The sequence below is a fragment of the Shinella daejeonensis genome, from assembly GCF_024281235.1.
Lineage (GTDB): Bacteria > Pseudomonadota > Alphaproteobacteria > Rhizobiales > Rhizobiaceae > Shinella > Shinella daejeonensis.
On record NZ_JAHWXY010000004.1, the window covers coordinates 161234 to 177876 of the forward strand.

A 16643-nucleotide genomic window follows, 5' to 3' on the forward strand; every position below is an offset into this window, starting at 1 on the left:
ACGAGGCATGGTGAGGATTTTCATGGGTTTGAATCCGCCGGCTCATTTGCTGGCGGTACCGACATCACGAGAGCGCCGTAAACTCTCGCCAGAGGGGCCCGGCACCAAAATTGACCGCGGCTATCGGTGGCCAAGGCCGCGGATAGCCCGTGTTGTCCCCGAAGTTTTGCTGTCCGTCAAGGGGGATGTGGCGAGCGCCTCCGCTGTCGGGGCCGATTTGCGCGAAAGGCGGCCTGCGGACTGGCGCAACTGCCGTGACAGTTCCTATATTCCTCCTGCAACGATTTGCCTGAAAGGACCAGCCTCAAATGACCGACATGCGCCCCGATCCCGCCTTCGTGGAGTGGAGCGGCCTGAATGGCCTGCCGCGTTTCGATCTGGTGCGCGATGAGGCCTTCGCCGGCAGTTTCGACGCAGCGCTCATGGCGCATGAAGCCGAAATCGAGACGATCGCCGCCAATCGCGAGCCGCCGACCTTCGATAATACGGTGGTCGCGCTGGAGCGTGCCGGCAAGACCCTTTCTCGTGTTTCAGCGCTGTTCTGGAGCCGCGCCGGAGCCGACACGAACGACAGGATCCAGGCGCTGGAACGCGAGATTGCGCCGCGGATGGCGCGGCATGCTTCGAAGATCGGAACCAATCCGGCGCTTTTCGCGCGGATCGACGCGCTTTGGGAAAACCGCGACAACCTCGGCCTGACCCTCGAACAGACCCGCGTGCTCGAACGCCACTGGAAAAGCTTCGTCCGGTCCGGCGCGAAGCTGACCGGACCGCGGCAGGAGCGGTTGTCCGCCATCAACGAAAGGCTTGCCGGACTGGGCGCAACCTTCGGCCAGAACGTGCTTGCCGACGAAAAGAGCTGGTCGCTGTTGCTCGACGGGGACGACGCGCTGGCGGGACTCCCCGATTTCCTCAAGGATGCGATGGCCTCCGCGGCCCGCGAGCGCGGCGCCGGCGGACGCTATGCGGTGACCCTGTCGCGCTCGATCATCGAGCCCTTCCTCACCTTTTCCGCCCGTCGCGATCTGCGCGAAGAGGCCTTCCGCGCCTGGGTGGCGCGCGGGGAGAACGACGGTAAGACGGACAATCGCGGCATCGTCAAGGAGACGCTGGCGCTACGCGCCGAAAAGGCGAAGCTGCTCGGCTATGACAGTTTCGCCGCGCTGAAGCTCGACAACACCATGGCGAAGACGCCGGACGCCGTGAACGGTCTCCTGATGCAGGTCTGGGACAAGGCGTTGGCGCGGGCGCGCGAGGAGGAGAAGGAACTGACGGCCCTCATGGCGGAAGAGGGCTTCAATCACCCGATCATGCCGTGGGACTGGCGCTATTACGCGGAAAAACTGCGGACGCGGAAATTCGACTTCTCCGAGGCGGAGCTGAAACCCTATCTCCAGCTCGAGAAGATCCTTGCGGCCTGTTTCGATGTCGCCGAACGGCTCTTCGGCATCCGCGCCGTGGAGAAGCCCGGCCTGCCGGTCTATCATCCGGATGTGCGGGTCTTCGAGATCCGTGACCGGCAGGACCGGCTTGTCGCCATGTTCCTCGGCGATTACTTCGCGCGCTCCTCCAAGCGCTCGGGCGCGTGGATGAGCGCCTTCCAGAGCCAGCACCGGCTGACCCTGTCGAATGGCGAGACGGGCGAAATCCCGATCGTCTACAATATCTGCAACTTCGCAAAGCCCGCAGAGGGCAAGCCGGCGCTGCTGTCGCTCGACGATGCGCGGACGCTGTTCCACGAGTTCGGCCATGCGCTGCACGGCATGTTGTCCGATGTCACCTATCCCTCGGTCTCCGGCACCGCCGTCTCGCGCGATTTCGTGGAGCTTCCTTCGCAGCTCTACGAACACTGGCTGACCGTGCCGGAGATACTGGCGCGCTACGCCGTTCATTATCGCACGGGAGAGGCGATACCGCCGGCGTTCATGGAAAAGGTGCTGGCCGCCCGCACCTTCAACGCCGGCTTCGCGACGGTGGAATTCACCGCCTCCGCGCTTGTCGACATGGCCTTCCACACGCGCGCGGCGGTGGACGATCCCATGGCGGTGCAGGCGGAGGTGCTGGAGACGATCGGCATGCCGGCCGCGATCGTCATGCGTCACGCCACCCCGCATTTCCAGCACGTCTTTTCCGGCGACGGCTATTCCGCCGGCTATTATTCCTACATGTGGTCGGAAGTGCTCGATGCCGATGCTTTCGCAGCTTTCAGCGAAACCGGGAATGCGTTCGATGCGCAGACGGCGGAACGATTGAAGGCGCATATCTATTCGGTCGGCGGCTCGGTGGATCCCGAGGATGCCTACAGGGCCTTCCGCGGGCAGCTTCCGGGCGTGGAGGCGCTGCTGGCGCAGAAGGGCCTTGCCGCCTGAACAGACGGACGGCGTTCCGCCCTCTGTCGACGGCGAGAAGGGCGCCGATTGCCCGTCACGCCGCGCCGGCCGGCGCGGCGGCGGCGGTTTGTCGGGTCGAGCCCCTTTTGCATTAGCGGAAAAACCTGTATGAGCGCCCCATTGAAGACGGGCGCCCTTTGTCTTGACGGCGCGCCCCCGAACCTCAGAGATAGACCATGACCATCCGTAATATCGCGATCATCGCGCACGTCGACCATGGTAAAACCACGCTCGTCGACGGGCTCCTCAGGCAATCCGGCGCGTTCCGGGACCACCAGCGCGTCGTCGAACGCGTGATGGATTCCAGCGACATCGAAAAGGAACGCGGCATCACCATCCTCGCCAAGGCCACGTCGGTCGAATGGAAGGGAACCCGCATCAATATCGTCGATACGCCCGGCCACGCCGATTTCGGCGGCGAGGTCGAGCGCATCCTCTCCATGGTGGACGGCGCCATCGTTCTCGTCGATTCCGCCGAAGGGCCGATGCCGCAGACGAAATTCGTCGTCGGCAAGGCGCTGAAGGTCGGCCTGCGCCCGATCGTCGCCATCAACAAGATCGACCGGCCGGACGGCCGCGCCGACGAGGTGGTGAACGAGGTCTTCGACCTTTTCGCCAATCTCGACGCGACCGACGAACAGCTCGACTTCCCGATCCTCTACGGATCCGGCCGTTCCGGCTGGATGAACTACGATCCCGCCGGCCCGACGGAGGACGGTCTTGCGCCACTGCTCGACCTCGTCGTCAAGCATGTGCCCGAGCCGAAGGTCGAAGAGGGGCCGTTCCGCATGATCGGCACCATTCTGGAAGCCAACCCCTTCCTCGGCCGCATCATCACCGGCCGCGTGCATTCCGGCTCCATCAAGCCGAACCAGGCGGTCAAGGTTCTCGGCCAGGACGGCAAGCTCATCGAGCAGGGCCGCATCTCCAAGATCCTGGCTTTCCGCGGCATCGAGCGCCAGCCGATCGAGGAAGCGCATGCCGGCGACATCATCGCCATCGCTGGCCTTTCCAAGGGCACCGTCGCGGACACGTTCTGCGATCCCTCCGTCAGCGAACCGATGACGGCCCAGCCGATCGACCCGCCGACCGTCACCATGACCTTTCTCGTCAACGACAGCCCGCTGGCCGGCACGGAAGGCGACAAGGTGACGAGCCGCGTCATCCGCGACCGCCTGTTCAAGGAGGCGGAGGGCAATGTCGCGCTCAAGATCGAGGAAAGCTCCGACAAGGATTCCTTCTACGTCTCCGGCCGCGGCGAACTCCAGCTCGCCGTGCTGATCGAGACCATGCGGCGCGAAGGCTTCGAACTGGCCGTCTCGCGCCCGCGCGTCGTCATGCACAAGAACGAGGCCGGCGAGCTTCTCGAACCGGTGGAAGAGGTCGTCATCGACGTGGATGAGGAGCATTCCGGCGTCGTCGTGCAGAAGATGTCCGAACGCAAGGCGGAAATGGTCGAGCTGCGTCCCTCCGGCGGCAATCGCGTTCGGCTCGTGTTCTTCGCCCCGACGCGCGGCCTGATCGGCTATCAGTCGGAGCTTCTGACCGATACGCGCGGCACCGCGATCATGAACCGGCTGTTCCACGACTACCAGCCCTACAAGGGCGAGATCGGCGGCCGCGTCAACGGCGTTCTGCTCTCCAACGAATCCGGCGAGGCCGTCGCCTATGCGCTCTTCAACCTGGAAGATCGCGGCCCGATGATCATCGAGCCCGGCGAGAAGGTCTATGAAGGCATGATCGTCGGCATCCATTCGCGTGACAACGATCTCGACGTGAACGTGCTGAAGGGCAAGAAGCTGACCAATATTCGCGCCGCCGGCAAGGACGAGGCCGTCAAGCTCACGCCGCCGATCAAGTTCACGCTGGAACGCGCCCTTTCCTGGGTGCAGGACGACGAACTGGTGGAGGTGACGCCGAAGTCGCTGCGCCTGCGCAAGCTTTATCTCGATCCGAACGATCGCAAGCGATTCGAAAAGCAGCGCGCTGCCGGCGCTGCCTGAACGCAACCATCCGCAATCACACTCTTTCGACCCCGGCCTCACCCACCGGGGTTTTTTCATGTGTGCCGCTTTCCGATCGCTGGTGACATTTGTTAAAAAAGCGTTAACCTTTCGGTTCGCCGCGTGGAACTTGCCTGTGGGCAATCAAGCGCGGCGTTGCCAACGGGATTCCGGCAATATCAGTGCGGGAATAGAGTCGTGTTATGAAAACACTGTCGATCGATGTGCGGCGCGCCGAGCCGCAGGATGCCGGAGCCATTTCCGAGACCCACCGGGTTTCCTGGCTGCACGCCTATGGCGGCCTCATCCCGCACAGGCCGCTGGTGCGCATGGTCGACCGCCGCGACGAGACCTGGTGGCGCAAGGCCACCCGCGGTCCCGCGACGCTTCTCGTCCTGGACGTTGCGGGAACCATCGCCGGCTATGCCACCCTCGGCCTCAATCGCGCCCGCGCGATGCCGCAGGAGGGCGAGGTCTATGAGCTCTACCTGCGGCCGGAATATCAGGGCCTCGGCCTCGGCCGCCTGCTGTTCGGCGAAGCGCAGAGACTGCTGAAATCGCTCGGCTGCAACGGCCTCATCGTCTGGTGCCTGGAAGACGGCGAACAGGCTCAGGCCTTCTTCCGCGCCGCCGGCGGCGACGACATCGCCGAAGGGATGGAGGACTTCGGCGAAAAGGAGCTGAAAAAGATCGGCTTCGTCTGGAAATAACGCCGTTCGCCTGTTCCGCCGGCCTGCCGGACGATGCGCGTTAGGGCCTCTCCGACCGGCTGCTGCCGGCCCCCTGAACGAAAGTCATATTGCGCCGCACACGGTTTCGCATTAGGAAGCGCACGAGCAGCAATCCCGTCCCCTCTTAAGGAAGCCTCATGCGCATCGATGCTATTTCCATCGGCAAGAATCCGCCGGAAGACGTCAACGTCATCGTCGAGGTCCCGGTCGGCGGCCATCCGATCAAATACGAAATGGACAAGGACGCCGGCGCGCTCGTCGTTGACCGTTTCCTCTATACGCCGATGACCTATCCCGGAAACTACGGTTTCGTCCCGCATACGCTTTCCGAGGATGGCGACCCGATCGACGTCCTGATCTGCAACACGCGTCCGCTGGTGCCGGGCTGCGTCATCAACGTGCGGCCGATCGGCGTGATGGTGATGGAGGACGACGGCGGCAAGGACGAGAAGATCCTGGCCGTTCCGGTGCCGAAGCTGACGCGCCGCTACGATAAGGTCGAGAATTACACGGATCTGCCGGAAATCACCCTGAAGCAGATCGAGCATTTCTTCGAGCATTACAAGGATCTGGAGCCCGGAAAATGGGTCAAGATCGGCGGCTGGCAGGACGTTCAGGTCGCCAAGAGGCTCATCGTCGAGGCGATCGACCGCTACAAGGCGCAGAAATAGGCGTTCAGCCTTTCAGCGCCGCTTCGAGCCTTGCCATGATCTCCTCCGGGTCGCCGTCGATCCGGAGGATTTTCTTTCTCCGGGTGTCTCCGCTCAACAGCGAAACGGCAGATTTCGCGACGCCGGCCCATTTCGCCACCAGTTCCGCAAGCGCCTTGTTCGCCTTGCCTTTTTCCGGCGGGACGCTCACGCGCACCTTGAGGTGGCTTTCGCCATCCGCGCCGGTCTCCAGCCCTTCGATAGCATCGCGCCCGCCGTTCGGCGTCAGCCGCACGGTGAGGCGCACATGGTCCTCATGGCGCGTCAGAGCCGCCATGACGGCGCCGCTCAGCCGAGCAGCGCCGGGGCGAGAACGGTGCGGATGATCTGCTCCAGGAAGAACAGGATCACGAGAACGACGAGCGGCGACAGGTCCACGCCGCCGAAATTCGGCAGCACACGGCGGATCGGCCGGTAGACCGGCTCGGTGAGCTGGTAGAGCGAGCGGCCGATGGTGGCGATGACCTGATTGTTCGTATTGATGACGTTGAAGGCATAGAGCCAGGAGAAGATCGCCGAGGCGATCACCAGGAACCACGCGATGCTGATGATGAACAACAGGGTATTAATGACCGCGATCATTGTCGTCTCCAGTTCTTTTCGAACTGACATTTAGCCATTGCCGGTGCCGCCAGCAAGGGCGGTCTCCGCGAGGACCGCAAGATGTTTAATGGCTCGAGCAATTCCGGTGAAATCCGGCTCACCGGGATTGCTCCCATATATTTTCCTTACCGCATTATCCGACGCCGAAGCGATCTCGCTTCGGCTGGAAATGCTCTCGGCCCGCCGCTGCGTCCTCACCCTTCCCGGAAGATGCGATCGAGGAAGGCACCCATCCAGCGGTGCAGCGCCGCATCGTGCAACAGCCGGCCGTCGAGATGGGCGCGGCCGATCTGTGCGCCGGGGAGCCCGAAACGGTTGGCGCCGTGCACCACCCAGCGGTGCATCATCGCCAGCGTCAGTTCGCCATGGAACTGGATGCCCCAGGCGTTGTCGCCATAGCGAAAGGCCTGGTTCTCGTAGTGATGACCGGTGGCCAGCAGCGTCGCGCCCGAAGGCAGGTCGAAGCCCTCGCGGTGAAACTGGTAGACCATGGCGGGCCATTCCATCAGCGCGGCGCCCGCCGCCGTCGCCGACAGCGGATACCAGCCGATTTCGGTCAGCCCCTCTTCATGGCCGGAAACCAGCCCGCCGAGATGCTTCACGAGCATCTGCGCGCCGAGACAGATGCCGAGAAAGGGGCGGCTCTCGCCAAGCGGGACGGAAAGCCAGTCGATCTCCGCCCGCATGTAGGGGGCGTCGTCATTGACGCTCATCGGCCCGCCGAACACCACCGCGCCGGCATGATCGGCGAGCGTTTCGGGCAGAAGGTCGCCGAGCACCGGGCGGCGGATATCGAGGGCGTGGCCCATCCGTTGCAGGATCTGGCCGACCCGTCCGGGACTGGAGGTCTCCTGATGCAGGACGACGAGAACGGGGCGCTTGCGGCGCGCTGCATGGGGAAATTCCAGCATGGTCAGCCTTCGTCGGGCTCCTCGCGCGGGATGATCGTCGTGACGCGCTCGGCGACCTCCTGCCGCTTCATGATGCGTTCGCGCCCCGAGACGCCGAGCAGGTCGGCGATCCGCCAGATCGCGTGGTCCTCCATCTCGCTGCGTTCGCCGTCGGCATAGACGATTTCCCAGAGCAGGCCGATCAGATCGACGCGCTGCTCCTCGTTCAGCTGGCGTTTCAATTCCGATGTGAAGCGGAAGAAATCGATCGCCTCGCTCTCCGCGTCGCTTCCCGCCGCGAAGATTGCGTCGAGTTCGACATTTCCGATGCCGTAGAGGGCCTTGAAGCGGCTTCTCAGCGTTTCCTTCTCGACGTCGAGCACCCGGCCGTCCGCCTCCATCACCTGGATGCACAGCGCCATGACGGCGATACGCGGATCATCGACGGCAAGGGTGCGCTGGTCATCGCCCCCGGCCAGGCTCGTGAGAAAATTTTGCAGTCGCTCAAACATGAATGGTCGTTTCCGGCCTCTTGCTTCTGTTCAAAACAGGCGGAAGCTGCCGGCTTCCTCCCGCTTTGCGCCTTGCTTGACGCCGGGATCGTCCGGCAGGCCATAGAAAGGGGGTGTTTCGTCGGGGTTTTCGGCCGGGCGCGGGCCGCCGTCGGGGGCCGGCTTCGGCGCAGCGGCCGGCTTTACCGCTATGGGCGGCTTTACCGCCGCGACGACGACCGGCGGTCTTTCCGCCACGGCTTCGACGGCCGGTTCGGGGATTTCCCGAGCCGGCTTCGTTTCGGTGGCGACCGGCGGCAACGTGCGGATCGCCTCATCCGCCACGGTGGCCGCCGCGTCCTCGATCGGTCCGTCGATCCGGCTGACCGGCGTCTTCCATTCGAATGCGTCGAGACGGCCCGTGACGGGGGAAACCGCACGCCATTCGGGCGAGGTGATGCCGTCGGCGGTCCAGGCCGGATCGCGCGGGGCCTTCAATGCCTGGTTCATCCAGTGGCGGATACGGCCCTGATCGCCCGTTTCGGCATCCTCGATATCGGCAAGCAGCAGAAAGGCGCTTTCGCGCGGCGAGAGGCGCGCGCTGGCCTCGGCCTTCGCCCGCGCCAGGGGAAAATCGCGCGCCTCGAGCGCGGCTTCGGCCAGCGTATAGAGCGCTTCGGGATTGTTGGGGCGCATGGCCTCCAGCTTCCCGGCGCGTTTCAGCCGGTCAGCGGCCGAATCGCCGCTGCGCGCCCGCACGTAAAGCCGCGCCACCTCGGGATGCGCTGTCGCCCTGAAAAGCCTTTCGAGGATTGCCGCCGCCTTGCGCAGGTTGTCCTCGCGCAGCCAGGCCCGGGCGGCGACAAGGCCCGCGGGGACGAAATCGTCGACGAGTTTCAGCGCCTGCTGTGCGTCTTCCCGCGCGCCCTTCGGGTCGGCTTCGAGCCGTTCGGCGGCGCGGGCGGTGAGAAGCACGGCCTTGCGCCGGGCGTAGGTCTTCCTGTCCTCCGGCGAGCCGGAGCGCCCGTCGCCGAGAAGCTTCAGCGCTTCATCCCATTGGCCGGCCTGCGAGCGATATTCCAGCGTCGCCATGGCGGCCCAGGGAAGTTGCGGCGCGTTTTCGGCCGCCCGTTCCGCATATTGCCGTGCGGCTTCGTTCGCGCCGAGCCGCCGGGCCTCCAGATACAGTCCGCGCAGGCCGAGTTCGCGCGTTTCCGGATCTTCCGCCATCCGCTCGAAAAGGGTTCGGGCCTCGTCGTGGCGACCCTCGATCATCGCCGCCTGCGCCTCGAGGAGATGGATCAGCGGCTCCTGATCGGCGCTGAGCAGGCCGCGGGTGCGGGCGTGCATCCGGCGCGCCGCCGCCGCATCGCCCGAACCGGCGGCGATGAGGCCGGTCGACAGCGCCTGATAGCCGCGGTCGCGCTTGCGGGCGCGGAAATAGCGCTGGATCGTATGGGGCGACGTCCAGATGACGCGCAGGATCCACCAGCACAGCATGATCGCCGCCACCAGCGCAGCGACCATCGTCGCCGCCACCATCAGGCTCATGTCCGCCCGCTGGCCCTGCCAGACGATGGACAATTCGCCCGGTCGGTCGGCAAGCCAGGCAAAACCGCCGGCCAGTGCGAGGACGAGAAGGATGAAGGCGAGAATGCGAATCATGACATGCCTCTCCTCAGCCCTGCTTGCCGCCGGCCATGGCGCCGGCGACGGCTGCCCCGGCCAGGTCCTCGACCGTCACGCGCGCGTCGAGCCTGTGCTTGAATTCCGCTGCCGCCGCCTGTCCGGCTTCCGGCAAGGCCTGCCATTCGATCCGGGCGCCGGCGAAATCGCCGTTCTGAAGCTTGTTCTCGATCCGGGCGACCACCGCTTCCGGCGTGTCGCCCTCGATGCTGCCGACCGGCCGCACGCGGATGGCCGAGGTCGCGCTCGAAAGCAGCCGGCTGAAAACGCCCTGGTCGCCCTGCGGCTGATGAACCGCGTCGAGTATGGCGTCGGCCGTTTCGGGAAAGGCCCGCACCAGATCCGAGCGTGACGGAACGCCGGCCGCGGCATGCTCGCGCAGACCGGCGACGGAGGGGTCTTCCGGGGCGATGCTGGCGAAGGCTTCGAGTTCGGCGAGATAGGGTCCGCCCCGATCGATCGCCGTCTTCAGGGCGCTGGCGGCCACGGCCCGCGCCATCTCGATGTCGCTGCGCGGTTCATCGAGCTTCTGCTCGGCGGCGGCGATCCGCTGGGTCAACTGGTCTTCCGTCGTGCTGACGGCTGCACCCGTCCGGGCGATCTCCTCCCGGGCGGCGGCAAGATCGCCGCTCAGCCGGGCGATTTCGCTCTCCAGCCGGTCGACCGTCTCGGCTTCCGCCCCGCCGGCCGTTTCGGGTCGGGCCTGTTCCAGGGCTGCCAGCCGCGTTTCGAGCGGCGACAGGTCGATGCGCGCACCGGCGGCCTCCGAAAACTGCCGTTTCATCGCCTCGATTTCATTTTGCAGCGCAATCAATGCGCCGTCGTCGCCCCGCTGCGGACCGGGGGCCGGCAGGAAGCCGCCATATTGCAGGCTGCCTGCGCCGATGAGCGCCACAAGTCCCCCGACGATCCCGGCTGCCAAAGCGCCGGAGCGGCCCGGTCGGGGCTGTATCGCCGGCCCTTTCGGCGGCTGGGAAGGCGTTTCCTCGTTCGCCTCGGCCGAGCGGACGGCAGGCTCCCGGTCACCAGGTCGCGAATGCACCGGCCTTTCGCTCGCGTCGGCGGGTTTTTCGGGCGCGTCCGTGGCGGATGTTTCGGGGGGCGGCCCGGAGACTGCGGCTTCACCCGTGTCTCCCGCCGGCGTGGAGGCGGCTTCGAGATCGATCGTCACCGGCGTGTCGTCGGTTTTCTTGCGACGGGACGGGTTTTCCGGATCCATGGGGTCTCCTCGCAAAGGTATGCACTGCACTCAAAGTAGACAGGGAAGCCGGTGAGGGAAAGACCCTTGCGGCAATTTACTCCACCGGCGGGGCGGCTGCGAGCAATGCGAGAAGGCTTTCCTCATCCGGTGCGTCGGCGATGGCCACGGCCGTCGCAAGGTCCGGCGGAACGGCGTCTGCGACATTGGCGCTGATGCAGAAAAGCCGCATGCCGGCAATCCGTTCCGGGGCTCCGGCAAGCGGCGGCAGCGCGAAGAAGCGGCGTACGCTCTCGCGCGAGTGGAAGAGCACGGCGTCGGGCCGGGGAGCGGACAGCCGTCGCTCCAGTTCCCCGGGCGGATGGGCGATCGGCTCCATGCGATAGCATTCGACCGTATGGTGCGGCACATCCAGTTCGGCAAGCCGGCGCTCGAACGGCGGCGAGCGCGGGAAGCCGGCGAGATAAAGAAGCGGCGCGTCCGCCGAAAGACCTGCCGGACGACGGGCGTCGATAAAGCCCGCAAGCGTCCAGCCGTCGCTTCCGGGCGTCGTCACGGATCGGAAACCGGCCTCGCGTGCCGCCGCCGCCGTGGCGTGGCCGACGGCGAAGAGCGTCGCGTCCCGATGCCGCTCGACGAGGTCCGGCCGGCTGCGCAGGACGGCCGCCGCCTCGGCGCTGGTGAGGACGATGGCCGCATGCGGCGCGGCAAGGCCGGCTTCCAGAGCGGCCGCGTCGTGCCGGGCGCGCGCCAGCGGCAACAGCACCGGCGTATGCCCGAGCGCGGCAAGCCGCGCGGCGGTGCGCGGCGCGGCGTCAGGGGAGCGCAGCACGAGGATCCGCATGCCTATATCCAGCTTTCGAAGAACGCCGCGCCGGCCCTTTCCCGGATCGTGCGGCCGGCCGTGGCGCCGAGATCCGCCGCGTCGGCGGCCGGGCCGGTCGCCTCGATCTCGTGGAAGGTGCCGCCGTCCGGCGTGAGGATCATCCCCCGGAAGCGCAACTGTCCGTCCCCGATCGTCGCAAGGCCGGCGATCGGCGTACGACAGGAGCCGTCGAGCGTTTCGAGGAAGGCGCGCTCGCAGGTGACGGCCGCGCGGGTCGGCGCGTGGTCGATGGCCGAAAGCAGCGCGTCGATGCGCGCATCGCCGATCCGGCTTTCGACGCAGATCGCCCCTTGCGCCGGGGCCGGGGGGAAGATTTCCGGATCGAGGACTTCGGTCGGCACATCCAGCTTGCCGAGGCGCCTGATGCCGGCATAGGCCAGGAGCGTCGCATCCGCCTCGCCCCTCGCGAGCTTTTCGAGGCGGGTATCCACCTGGCCGCGGAAGACGATGACGTTGAGGTCGGGCCGCAGCCGCCGGATGAGCGCCTGGCGGCGCAGCGAGGCCGAGCCGACGGTCGCCCCCCGAGGGAGGTCGAGAAGGCGCGGCGCGACGGGGCTGATGAAGACGTCGCGCACGTCCTCACGCGGCAGGAACACGGAAAGATGCAGCCCGTCCGGCAGCTTCGTCGGCATGTCCTTGGAGGAATGCACGGCGAAATCGATCTGGCCGGAGGCAAGCTGGGCCTCGATCTCCTCGGTGAAAAGGCCCTTGCCGCCGATCAGCGCCAGCGAGCGGTCGGTGATGCGGTCGCCCTTCGTCGAGAGCACGACGATCTCGAACATCGACTCGGGCAGGCCATGGGCCGCCATCAGCCGGGAACGGGTCTCCCGGGCCTGGGCGAGAGCGAGCGGGCTGCCGCGCGTGCCGATCCTGAAAGGTTTTGTTTGCATCCACCTTGATCCGTTGTTACCGGGGTGTCTCGTATCCGCCTTTCGGGGCTTTCGCAATCAACCCGCGTGCTTCATGTCGTCCCATCTGACCATTCTCGGCATCGAAACGAGCTGCGACGAGACCGCCGCCGCCGTCGTGACCCGTGATGCGGAGGGGCGCGGAACGATCCTCGGCGAAGTGGTCCTGAGCCAGCTTGAGGAACACAGCGCCTATGGCGGCGTGGTGCCGGAGATCGCGGCGCGCGCCCATGTGGAGGCGCTGGACAGCCTGATCGGCGAGGCGCTGCTGCGCTCCGGGCGCTCCCTTTCGTCCCTCGACGCGATTGCCGCGACCAGCGGGCCGGGGCTGATCGGCGGGCTCATCGTCGGGCTGATGACCGGCAAGGCGATTGCCCGGGCGACCGGAAAGCCGCTCTATGCGATCAACCATCTGGAGGGCCATGCGCTGACCGCGCGGCTGACGGACGGTCTCGCCTTCCCCTATCTCATGCTGCTGGTTTCCGGCGGCCATACCCAACTCGTCCTCGTGCGCGGCGTCGACGACTACGAGCGTTGGGGCACCACCATCGACGATGCGCTGGGCGAGGCCTTCGACAAGACCGCCAAGCTTCTCGGCCTGCCCTATCCCGGCGGGCCGGCCGTCGAGCGCATGGCCCGCAGCGGCGACCCGAAGCGCTTCATCTTCCCGCGCCCGCTGCTCGGCGAGGCGCGGCTCGATTTCTCCTTCTCCGGCCTCAAGACGGCGGTGCGGCAGGCCGCCCAGGCGATCGAGCCGCTGAGCGAGCAGGACGTGGCCGATATCTGCGCTTCCTTCCAGCGGGCGGTGTCGCGCACGCTGAAGGACCGCATCGGCCGGGGCCTCGAACGGTTCCGCGCCCTCCATCCGGAGAGCGCGGCGCGTGCGCTGGTCGTCGCCGGCGGCGTCGCCGCCAACGGTGAATTGCGCATGACGCTGCAAGCGCTTTGCGAGAAACACGGCTTCCGTTTCAGCGCGCCGCCGCTTGCCCTTTGCACCGATAATGCGGCGATGATCGCCTGGGCCGGGCTGGAGCGCATGGCGGCGGGCCTTGCGGCGGACGACCTGTCCGTCGCTCCGCGCTCGCGCTGGCCGCTCGACCGGGAGGCCGCGGCGCTTCTCGGATCCGGCAAGCGGGGCGCCAAGGCATGAGCACGACGCCCGATATCGCCGTGGTCGGCGCAGGGGCCTTCGGGACGGCGCTTGCAAGCATGGCCGCCGGCGCCGGCAGCACCGTGACGCTGATCGGCCGCGATCCCGACGCTGTCGCCGCCATGCGGGCGACCGGCCGCAATGACAAGGCGCTTGCCGGTATTCCGCTTGCGCCGCAGCTTCGCTACAGCGCCGATATCGCGGCGGCGGCAGGGGCGGGGATCATTCTTTTCGCCATGCCCTCGCAGGCCCAGCGCGAGGCGGCTCGTGGGATCGCGCCCTATCTGTCGGCCGACGCCGCCATCGTCATCTGCGCCAAGGGCATGGAAAGGACGACCGGCAAGCTGTTGACCGAGGCGGTGGAAGAAGAACTGCCCGGCCATGAGATCGCCGTCCTGTCCGGGCCCGGTTTCGCGGCCGATATCGCCCGCGGCCTGCCGACGGCCATGGTGGTCGCGGCCCGCACGGAACGGGCGGCAGCAAGGCTTGCGGAAGCGCTTTCCGGCCCGACCTTCCGGCTCTATCCCTCGGCCGACCGGATCGGCGTGCAACTCGGCGGGGCGCTCAAGAACGTTCTGGCGATCGCCTGCGGCATCGTCGAGGGGGCGGGGCTCGGCGATTCGGCGCGTGCGGCCCTCATTTCGCGCGGGCTGGCCGAACTCGGCCGCTTCATCGCCGCCCATGGCGGCGAGGCGGCGACGGTGGCGGGTCTTTCCGGTCTCGGCGACCTCGTGCTGACCGGCACCAGCCACCAGTCCCGCAACCTGCGCTTCGGCATCGCGCTCGGCCGCAACGGCGCGGCCGACGCCAGTTCCGGCGATCTCGTCGAGGGGGCCGTCGCTGCCGGCGTCGTCGCCCGCGTCGCCGCCGACATGGGCGTCGACATGCCCATCACCGATGCGGTGGCGGCCATCGTCGACGGGTCGCTGGACGTGAGGACGGCAATCGGGCAATTGATGACGCGTCCCATTACCACGGAATGACTGAACGGAAGGACCGCTCGATGTTTTACGCTTTCGTCTGCGCCGACAAGCCCGGCGCGTTGCAGATCCGCCTCGATACCCGCCCCGAACATCTCGCCTATCTGAACGCGCTCAACGACGCCGGCAAGCTCGGGTTTGCCGGACCCTTCCTCGGCGAGGACGGCAAGCCGAACGGCAGCCTCGTCGTCGTTCGGGCCGAAAGTCTCGAGGAGGCGAGCGCCATGGCCGCCGAAGATCCCTACGCCAGGGCGGGGCTCTTCGCCTCCGTCGCGGTGAAGCCGTGGAACTGGGTCTTCAACGGTCCGGAGGCGTAAGACGCATGGCATACTGGCTCTACAAGTCCGAACCCTTCAAGTTTTCCTGGGAAATGCTCAAGGCGAAGGGCGCGCAAGGCGAGGAATGGGATGGCGTGCGCAACTATCAGGCGCGCAACAACATGCGGGCGATGACGCTTGGCGACAAGGGCTTCTTCTACCACTCCAACGAGGGGCTGGAGGTCGTCGGCATTTGTGAAGTCTGCGCGCTCGCGCATCCCGATTCCACCGCCGGCGAGGACCTGCGCTGGGAATGCGTCGACATCCGGGCCGTCTGCGACATGCCGAAGCCGGTCTCGCTCAAGGCGGTGAAGGCCAATCCGAAGCTTTCCTCCATGGCGCTGGTCACGTCCATGCGCCTTTCCGTGCAGCCGGTGACGGAAGACGAATGGCTGGAAGTCTGCCGCATGGGCGGCCTCGACAACCCCCCGCGCTGAATTCCCGTGCGGACCGAACCCGAGGCCTTCATTCGCGCCAATACCGGGATTCTTTCGCCGCCGCATGTGCCCGAGGTGCGGCTGCATCTCGCCACCGAGGCGCATGATCTCTGGCTGAAGACCGAGGAGGAACTGGAAGGGATCGGCCTGCCGCCGCCCTTCTGGGCCTTCGCCTGGGCGGGCGGACAGGGGCTCGCCCGCTATGTGCTCGACAGGCCGGAAACGGTCCGGGGACGCTCCGTGCTCGACTTCGCCAGCGGCTCCGGCCTTGTCGGCATCGCGGCGCGCCTTGCCGGCGCGGCAAGCGTGCTGGCCGCCGATATCGATCCCTGGAGCGCCACGGCGATCCGTCTCAATGCGGGCCTGAACGGGGTCACGCTCGACCATAGCGGTGAAAACGCCATCGGCACCGACAGCGGCTGGGACGTGGTGCTGGCCGGCGACGTCTTTTATGACAGTGCTTTCGCCGGGGCGATCATCCCCTGGTTTGCCGAACTCGCCGGGCGGGGCGCTCTGGTGCTCGTCGGCGATCCGGGCCGCGCCTATTGCCCGCGCAGCCGCATGCAGGCGCTCGCCACCTTCGAGGTGCCGGTGACCCGCGCGCTGGAAGACAGCGAGGTCAAGCGCACGACGGTCTGGCGTTTTCCGGGTTGAGCGGCCGCCGGGGCGTCAGCGCCGGATGACGCAGACTCCGCTTTCGAAGGCGCAGCCGTTTCGGCCGGGCGCGACCTCGATGACCCGGCCGTCGCTGCCACGGTGGTCGTATGAACCGTCGCGGCGCTCGCGGTAAGGGCCGTCGTTCTCGACATAGAGATAGCGGCCGTTGCCGCGCTCGCGGTAGACCGAGATCGCGCCGCCGTAGAAGGCCCCGCCGTCGCGTCGGTCACGTCTGCCGTCGCGCCGGCCGGCATGGCCGTATTTCGGCCGGACGCGCTCATGCCGCCAGTCATGGCCGTGGCGGCGCAGCGGTTCGGTGACCATGCCGCCGAGCGGCTCGCCCGAACGCCCGGCGGAACGCCGGTGATCGTGGTGGCGATCGCCCGCTTCGGCGGCGATGCCGAACGACAGGCCCAGCGCCATGACGCAGGCGAGGACCTTGCCGGTATGAGAGACTGAAAATACGGTCATCCCGTTTCTCCTTGCAGGGAGCGCTTAACGGATCCTTAACCTTCAAACTGGCGCAGTCGCGGGCAAAAGTCACGGCAAAGGCGGGATTTTCCGCGTTTATCGTTAATGGCGCCTGCCATGCCCGCATCCGCGCGA

The 16643-nt window shown here is 66.6% G+C and carries 18 protein-coding genes; 9 read left to right on the top strand and 9 right to left on the bottom strand.

What is annotated here, in order from left to right:
- The first annotated feature begins 308 nt into the window (after positions 1-308).
- From KYK29_RS13490 to ppa, 4 genes are all read left to right on the top strand, one after another.
- Positions 309-2369: a M3 family metallopeptidase gene (locus tag KYK29_RS13490; RefSeq protein ID WP_254691424.1), complete on the top strand. Its 2061-nt coding sequence runs from the start codon at positions 309-311 to the stop codon at positions 2367-2369.
- Between the two features lie 197 nt (positions 2370-2566).
- Positions 2567-4393: a translational GTPase TypA gene (gene typA, locus KYK29_RS13495; protein ID WP_254691425.1), complete on the top strand. Its 1827-nt coding sequence runs from the start codon at positions 2567-2569 to the stop codon at positions 4391-4393.
- A gap of 203 nt (positions 4394-4596) precedes the next feature.
- A complete protein-coding gene (locus tag KYK29_RS13500; protein ID WP_254691426.1) occupies positions 4597-5103 on the top strand; it encodes a GNAT family N-acetyltransferase in 507 nt (168 codons plus the stop codon).
- A 158-nt stretch (positions 5104-5261) separates the two neighbouring features.
- On the top strand, positions 5262-5795 hold the full coding sequence (gene ppa, locus KYK29_RS13505; RefSeq protein WP_254691427.1) for an inorganic diphosphatase: 534 nt from the start codon (positions 5262-5264) through the stop codon (positions 5793-5795).
- 4 nt (positions 5796-5799) lie between these two features.
- On the opposite strand, the gene KYK29_RS13510 is transcribed toward ppa, so the two are convergent.
- From KYK29_RS13510 to hemC, 8 genes are all read right to left on the bottom strand, one after another.
- Positions 5800-6111 (bottom strand): DUF167 domain-containing protein, encoded by a 312-nt coding sequence (locus tag KYK29_RS13510; RefSeq protein ID WP_254691428.1) that lies wholly within the window; start codon positions 6109-6111, stop codon positions 5800-5802.
- A gap of 11 nt (positions 6112-6122) precedes the next feature.
- Positions 6123-6416 (bottom strand): YggT family protein, encoded by a 294-nt coding sequence (locus tag KYK29_RS13515; protein ID WP_254691429.1) that lies wholly within the window; start codon positions 6414-6416, stop codon positions 6123-6125.
- A 215-nt stretch (positions 6417-6631) separates the two neighbouring features.
- Entirely contained in the window at positions 6632-7348 is a 717-nt protein-coding gene (locus KYK29_RS13520) for a glutamine amidotransferase (protein ID WP_254691430.1), read from the bottom strand.
- Between the two features lie 2 nt (positions 7349-7350).
- A complete protein-coding gene (locus tag KYK29_RS13525; RefSeq protein ID WP_254691431.1) occupies positions 7351-7839 on the bottom strand; it encodes a tellurite resistance TerB family protein in 489 nt (162 codons plus the stop codon).
- 30 nt (positions 7840-7869) lie between these two features.
- Positions 7870-9483, bottom strand: a complete 1614-nt coding sequence (locus KYK29_RS13530; protein ID WP_254691432.1) for a heme biosynthesis protein HemY — start codon at positions 9481-9483, stop codon at positions 7870-7872.
- Between the two features lie 13 nt (positions 9484-9496).
- A complete protein-coding gene (locus KYK29_RS13535) occupies positions 9497-10723 on the bottom strand; it encodes a COG4223 family protein (RefSeq protein WP_254691433.1) in 1227 nt (408 codons plus the stop codon).
- A 76-nt stretch (positions 10724-10799) separates the two neighbouring features.
- A complete protein-coding gene (locus tag KYK29_RS13540) occupies positions 10800-11546 on the bottom strand; it encodes a uroporphyrinogen-III synthase (RefSeq protein WP_254691434.1) in 747 nt (248 codons plus the stop codon).
- A 2-nt stretch (positions 11547-11548) separates the two neighbouring features.
- Positions 11549-12478: a hydroxymethylbilane synthase gene (hemC, locus tag KYK29_RS13545; RefSeq protein WP_254691435.1), complete on the bottom strand. Its 930-nt coding sequence runs from the start codon at positions 12476-12478 to the stop codon at positions 11549-11551.
- 73 nt (positions 12479-12551) lie between these two features.
- Between hemC and tsaD the strand changes: the two genes are divergently transcribed.
- From tsaD to KYK29_RS13570, 5 genes are read left to right on the top strand one after another with little or no spacing between them, the layout of a single operon-like run.
- Entirely contained in the window at positions 12552-13646 is a 1095-nt protein-coding gene (gene tsaD / locus KYK29_RS13550; protein ID WP_254691436.1) for a tRNA (adenosine(37)-N6)-threonylcarbamoyltransferase complex transferase subunit TsaD, read from the top strand.
- A complete protein-coding gene (locus tag KYK29_RS13555) occupies positions 13643-14629 on the top strand; it encodes an NAD(P)H-dependent glycerol-3-phosphate dehydrogenase (protein WP_254691437.1) in 987 nt (328 codons plus the stop codon). The genes tsaD and KYK29_RS13555 overlap by 4 nt, the downstream gene beginning before the upstream one ends.
- Positions 14630-14649: 20 nt before the next feature.
- Positions 14650-14943: a YciI-like protein gene (locus KYK29_RS13560; protein ID WP_254691438.1), complete on the top strand. Its 294-nt coding sequence runs from the start codon at positions 14650-14652 to the stop codon at positions 14941-14943.
- A 5-nt stretch (positions 14944-14948) separates the two neighbouring features.
- Complete coding sequence (locus KYK29_RS13565; RefSeq protein ID WP_254691439.1) at positions 14949-15380, top strand: EVE domain-containing protein; 432 nt, start codon at positions 14949-14951, stop codon at positions 15378-15380.
- A 6-nt stretch (positions 15381-15386) separates the two neighbouring features.
- On the top strand, positions 15387-16034 hold the full coding sequence (locus KYK29_RS13570; RefSeq protein ID WP_254691440.1) for a class I SAM-dependent methyltransferase: 648 nt from the start codon (positions 15387-15389) through the stop codon (positions 16032-16034).
- Positions 16035-16049: 15 nt separating this feature from the next.
- On the opposite strand, the gene KYK29_RS13575 is transcribed toward KYK29_RS13570, so the two are convergent.
- Positions 16050-16508 (bottom strand): hypothetical protein, encoded by a 459-nt coding sequence (locus KYK29_RS13575; protein WP_254691441.1) that lies wholly within the window; start codon positions 16506-16508, stop codon positions 16050-16052.
- Between the last annotated feature and the right edge of the window lie 135 nt (positions 16509-16643).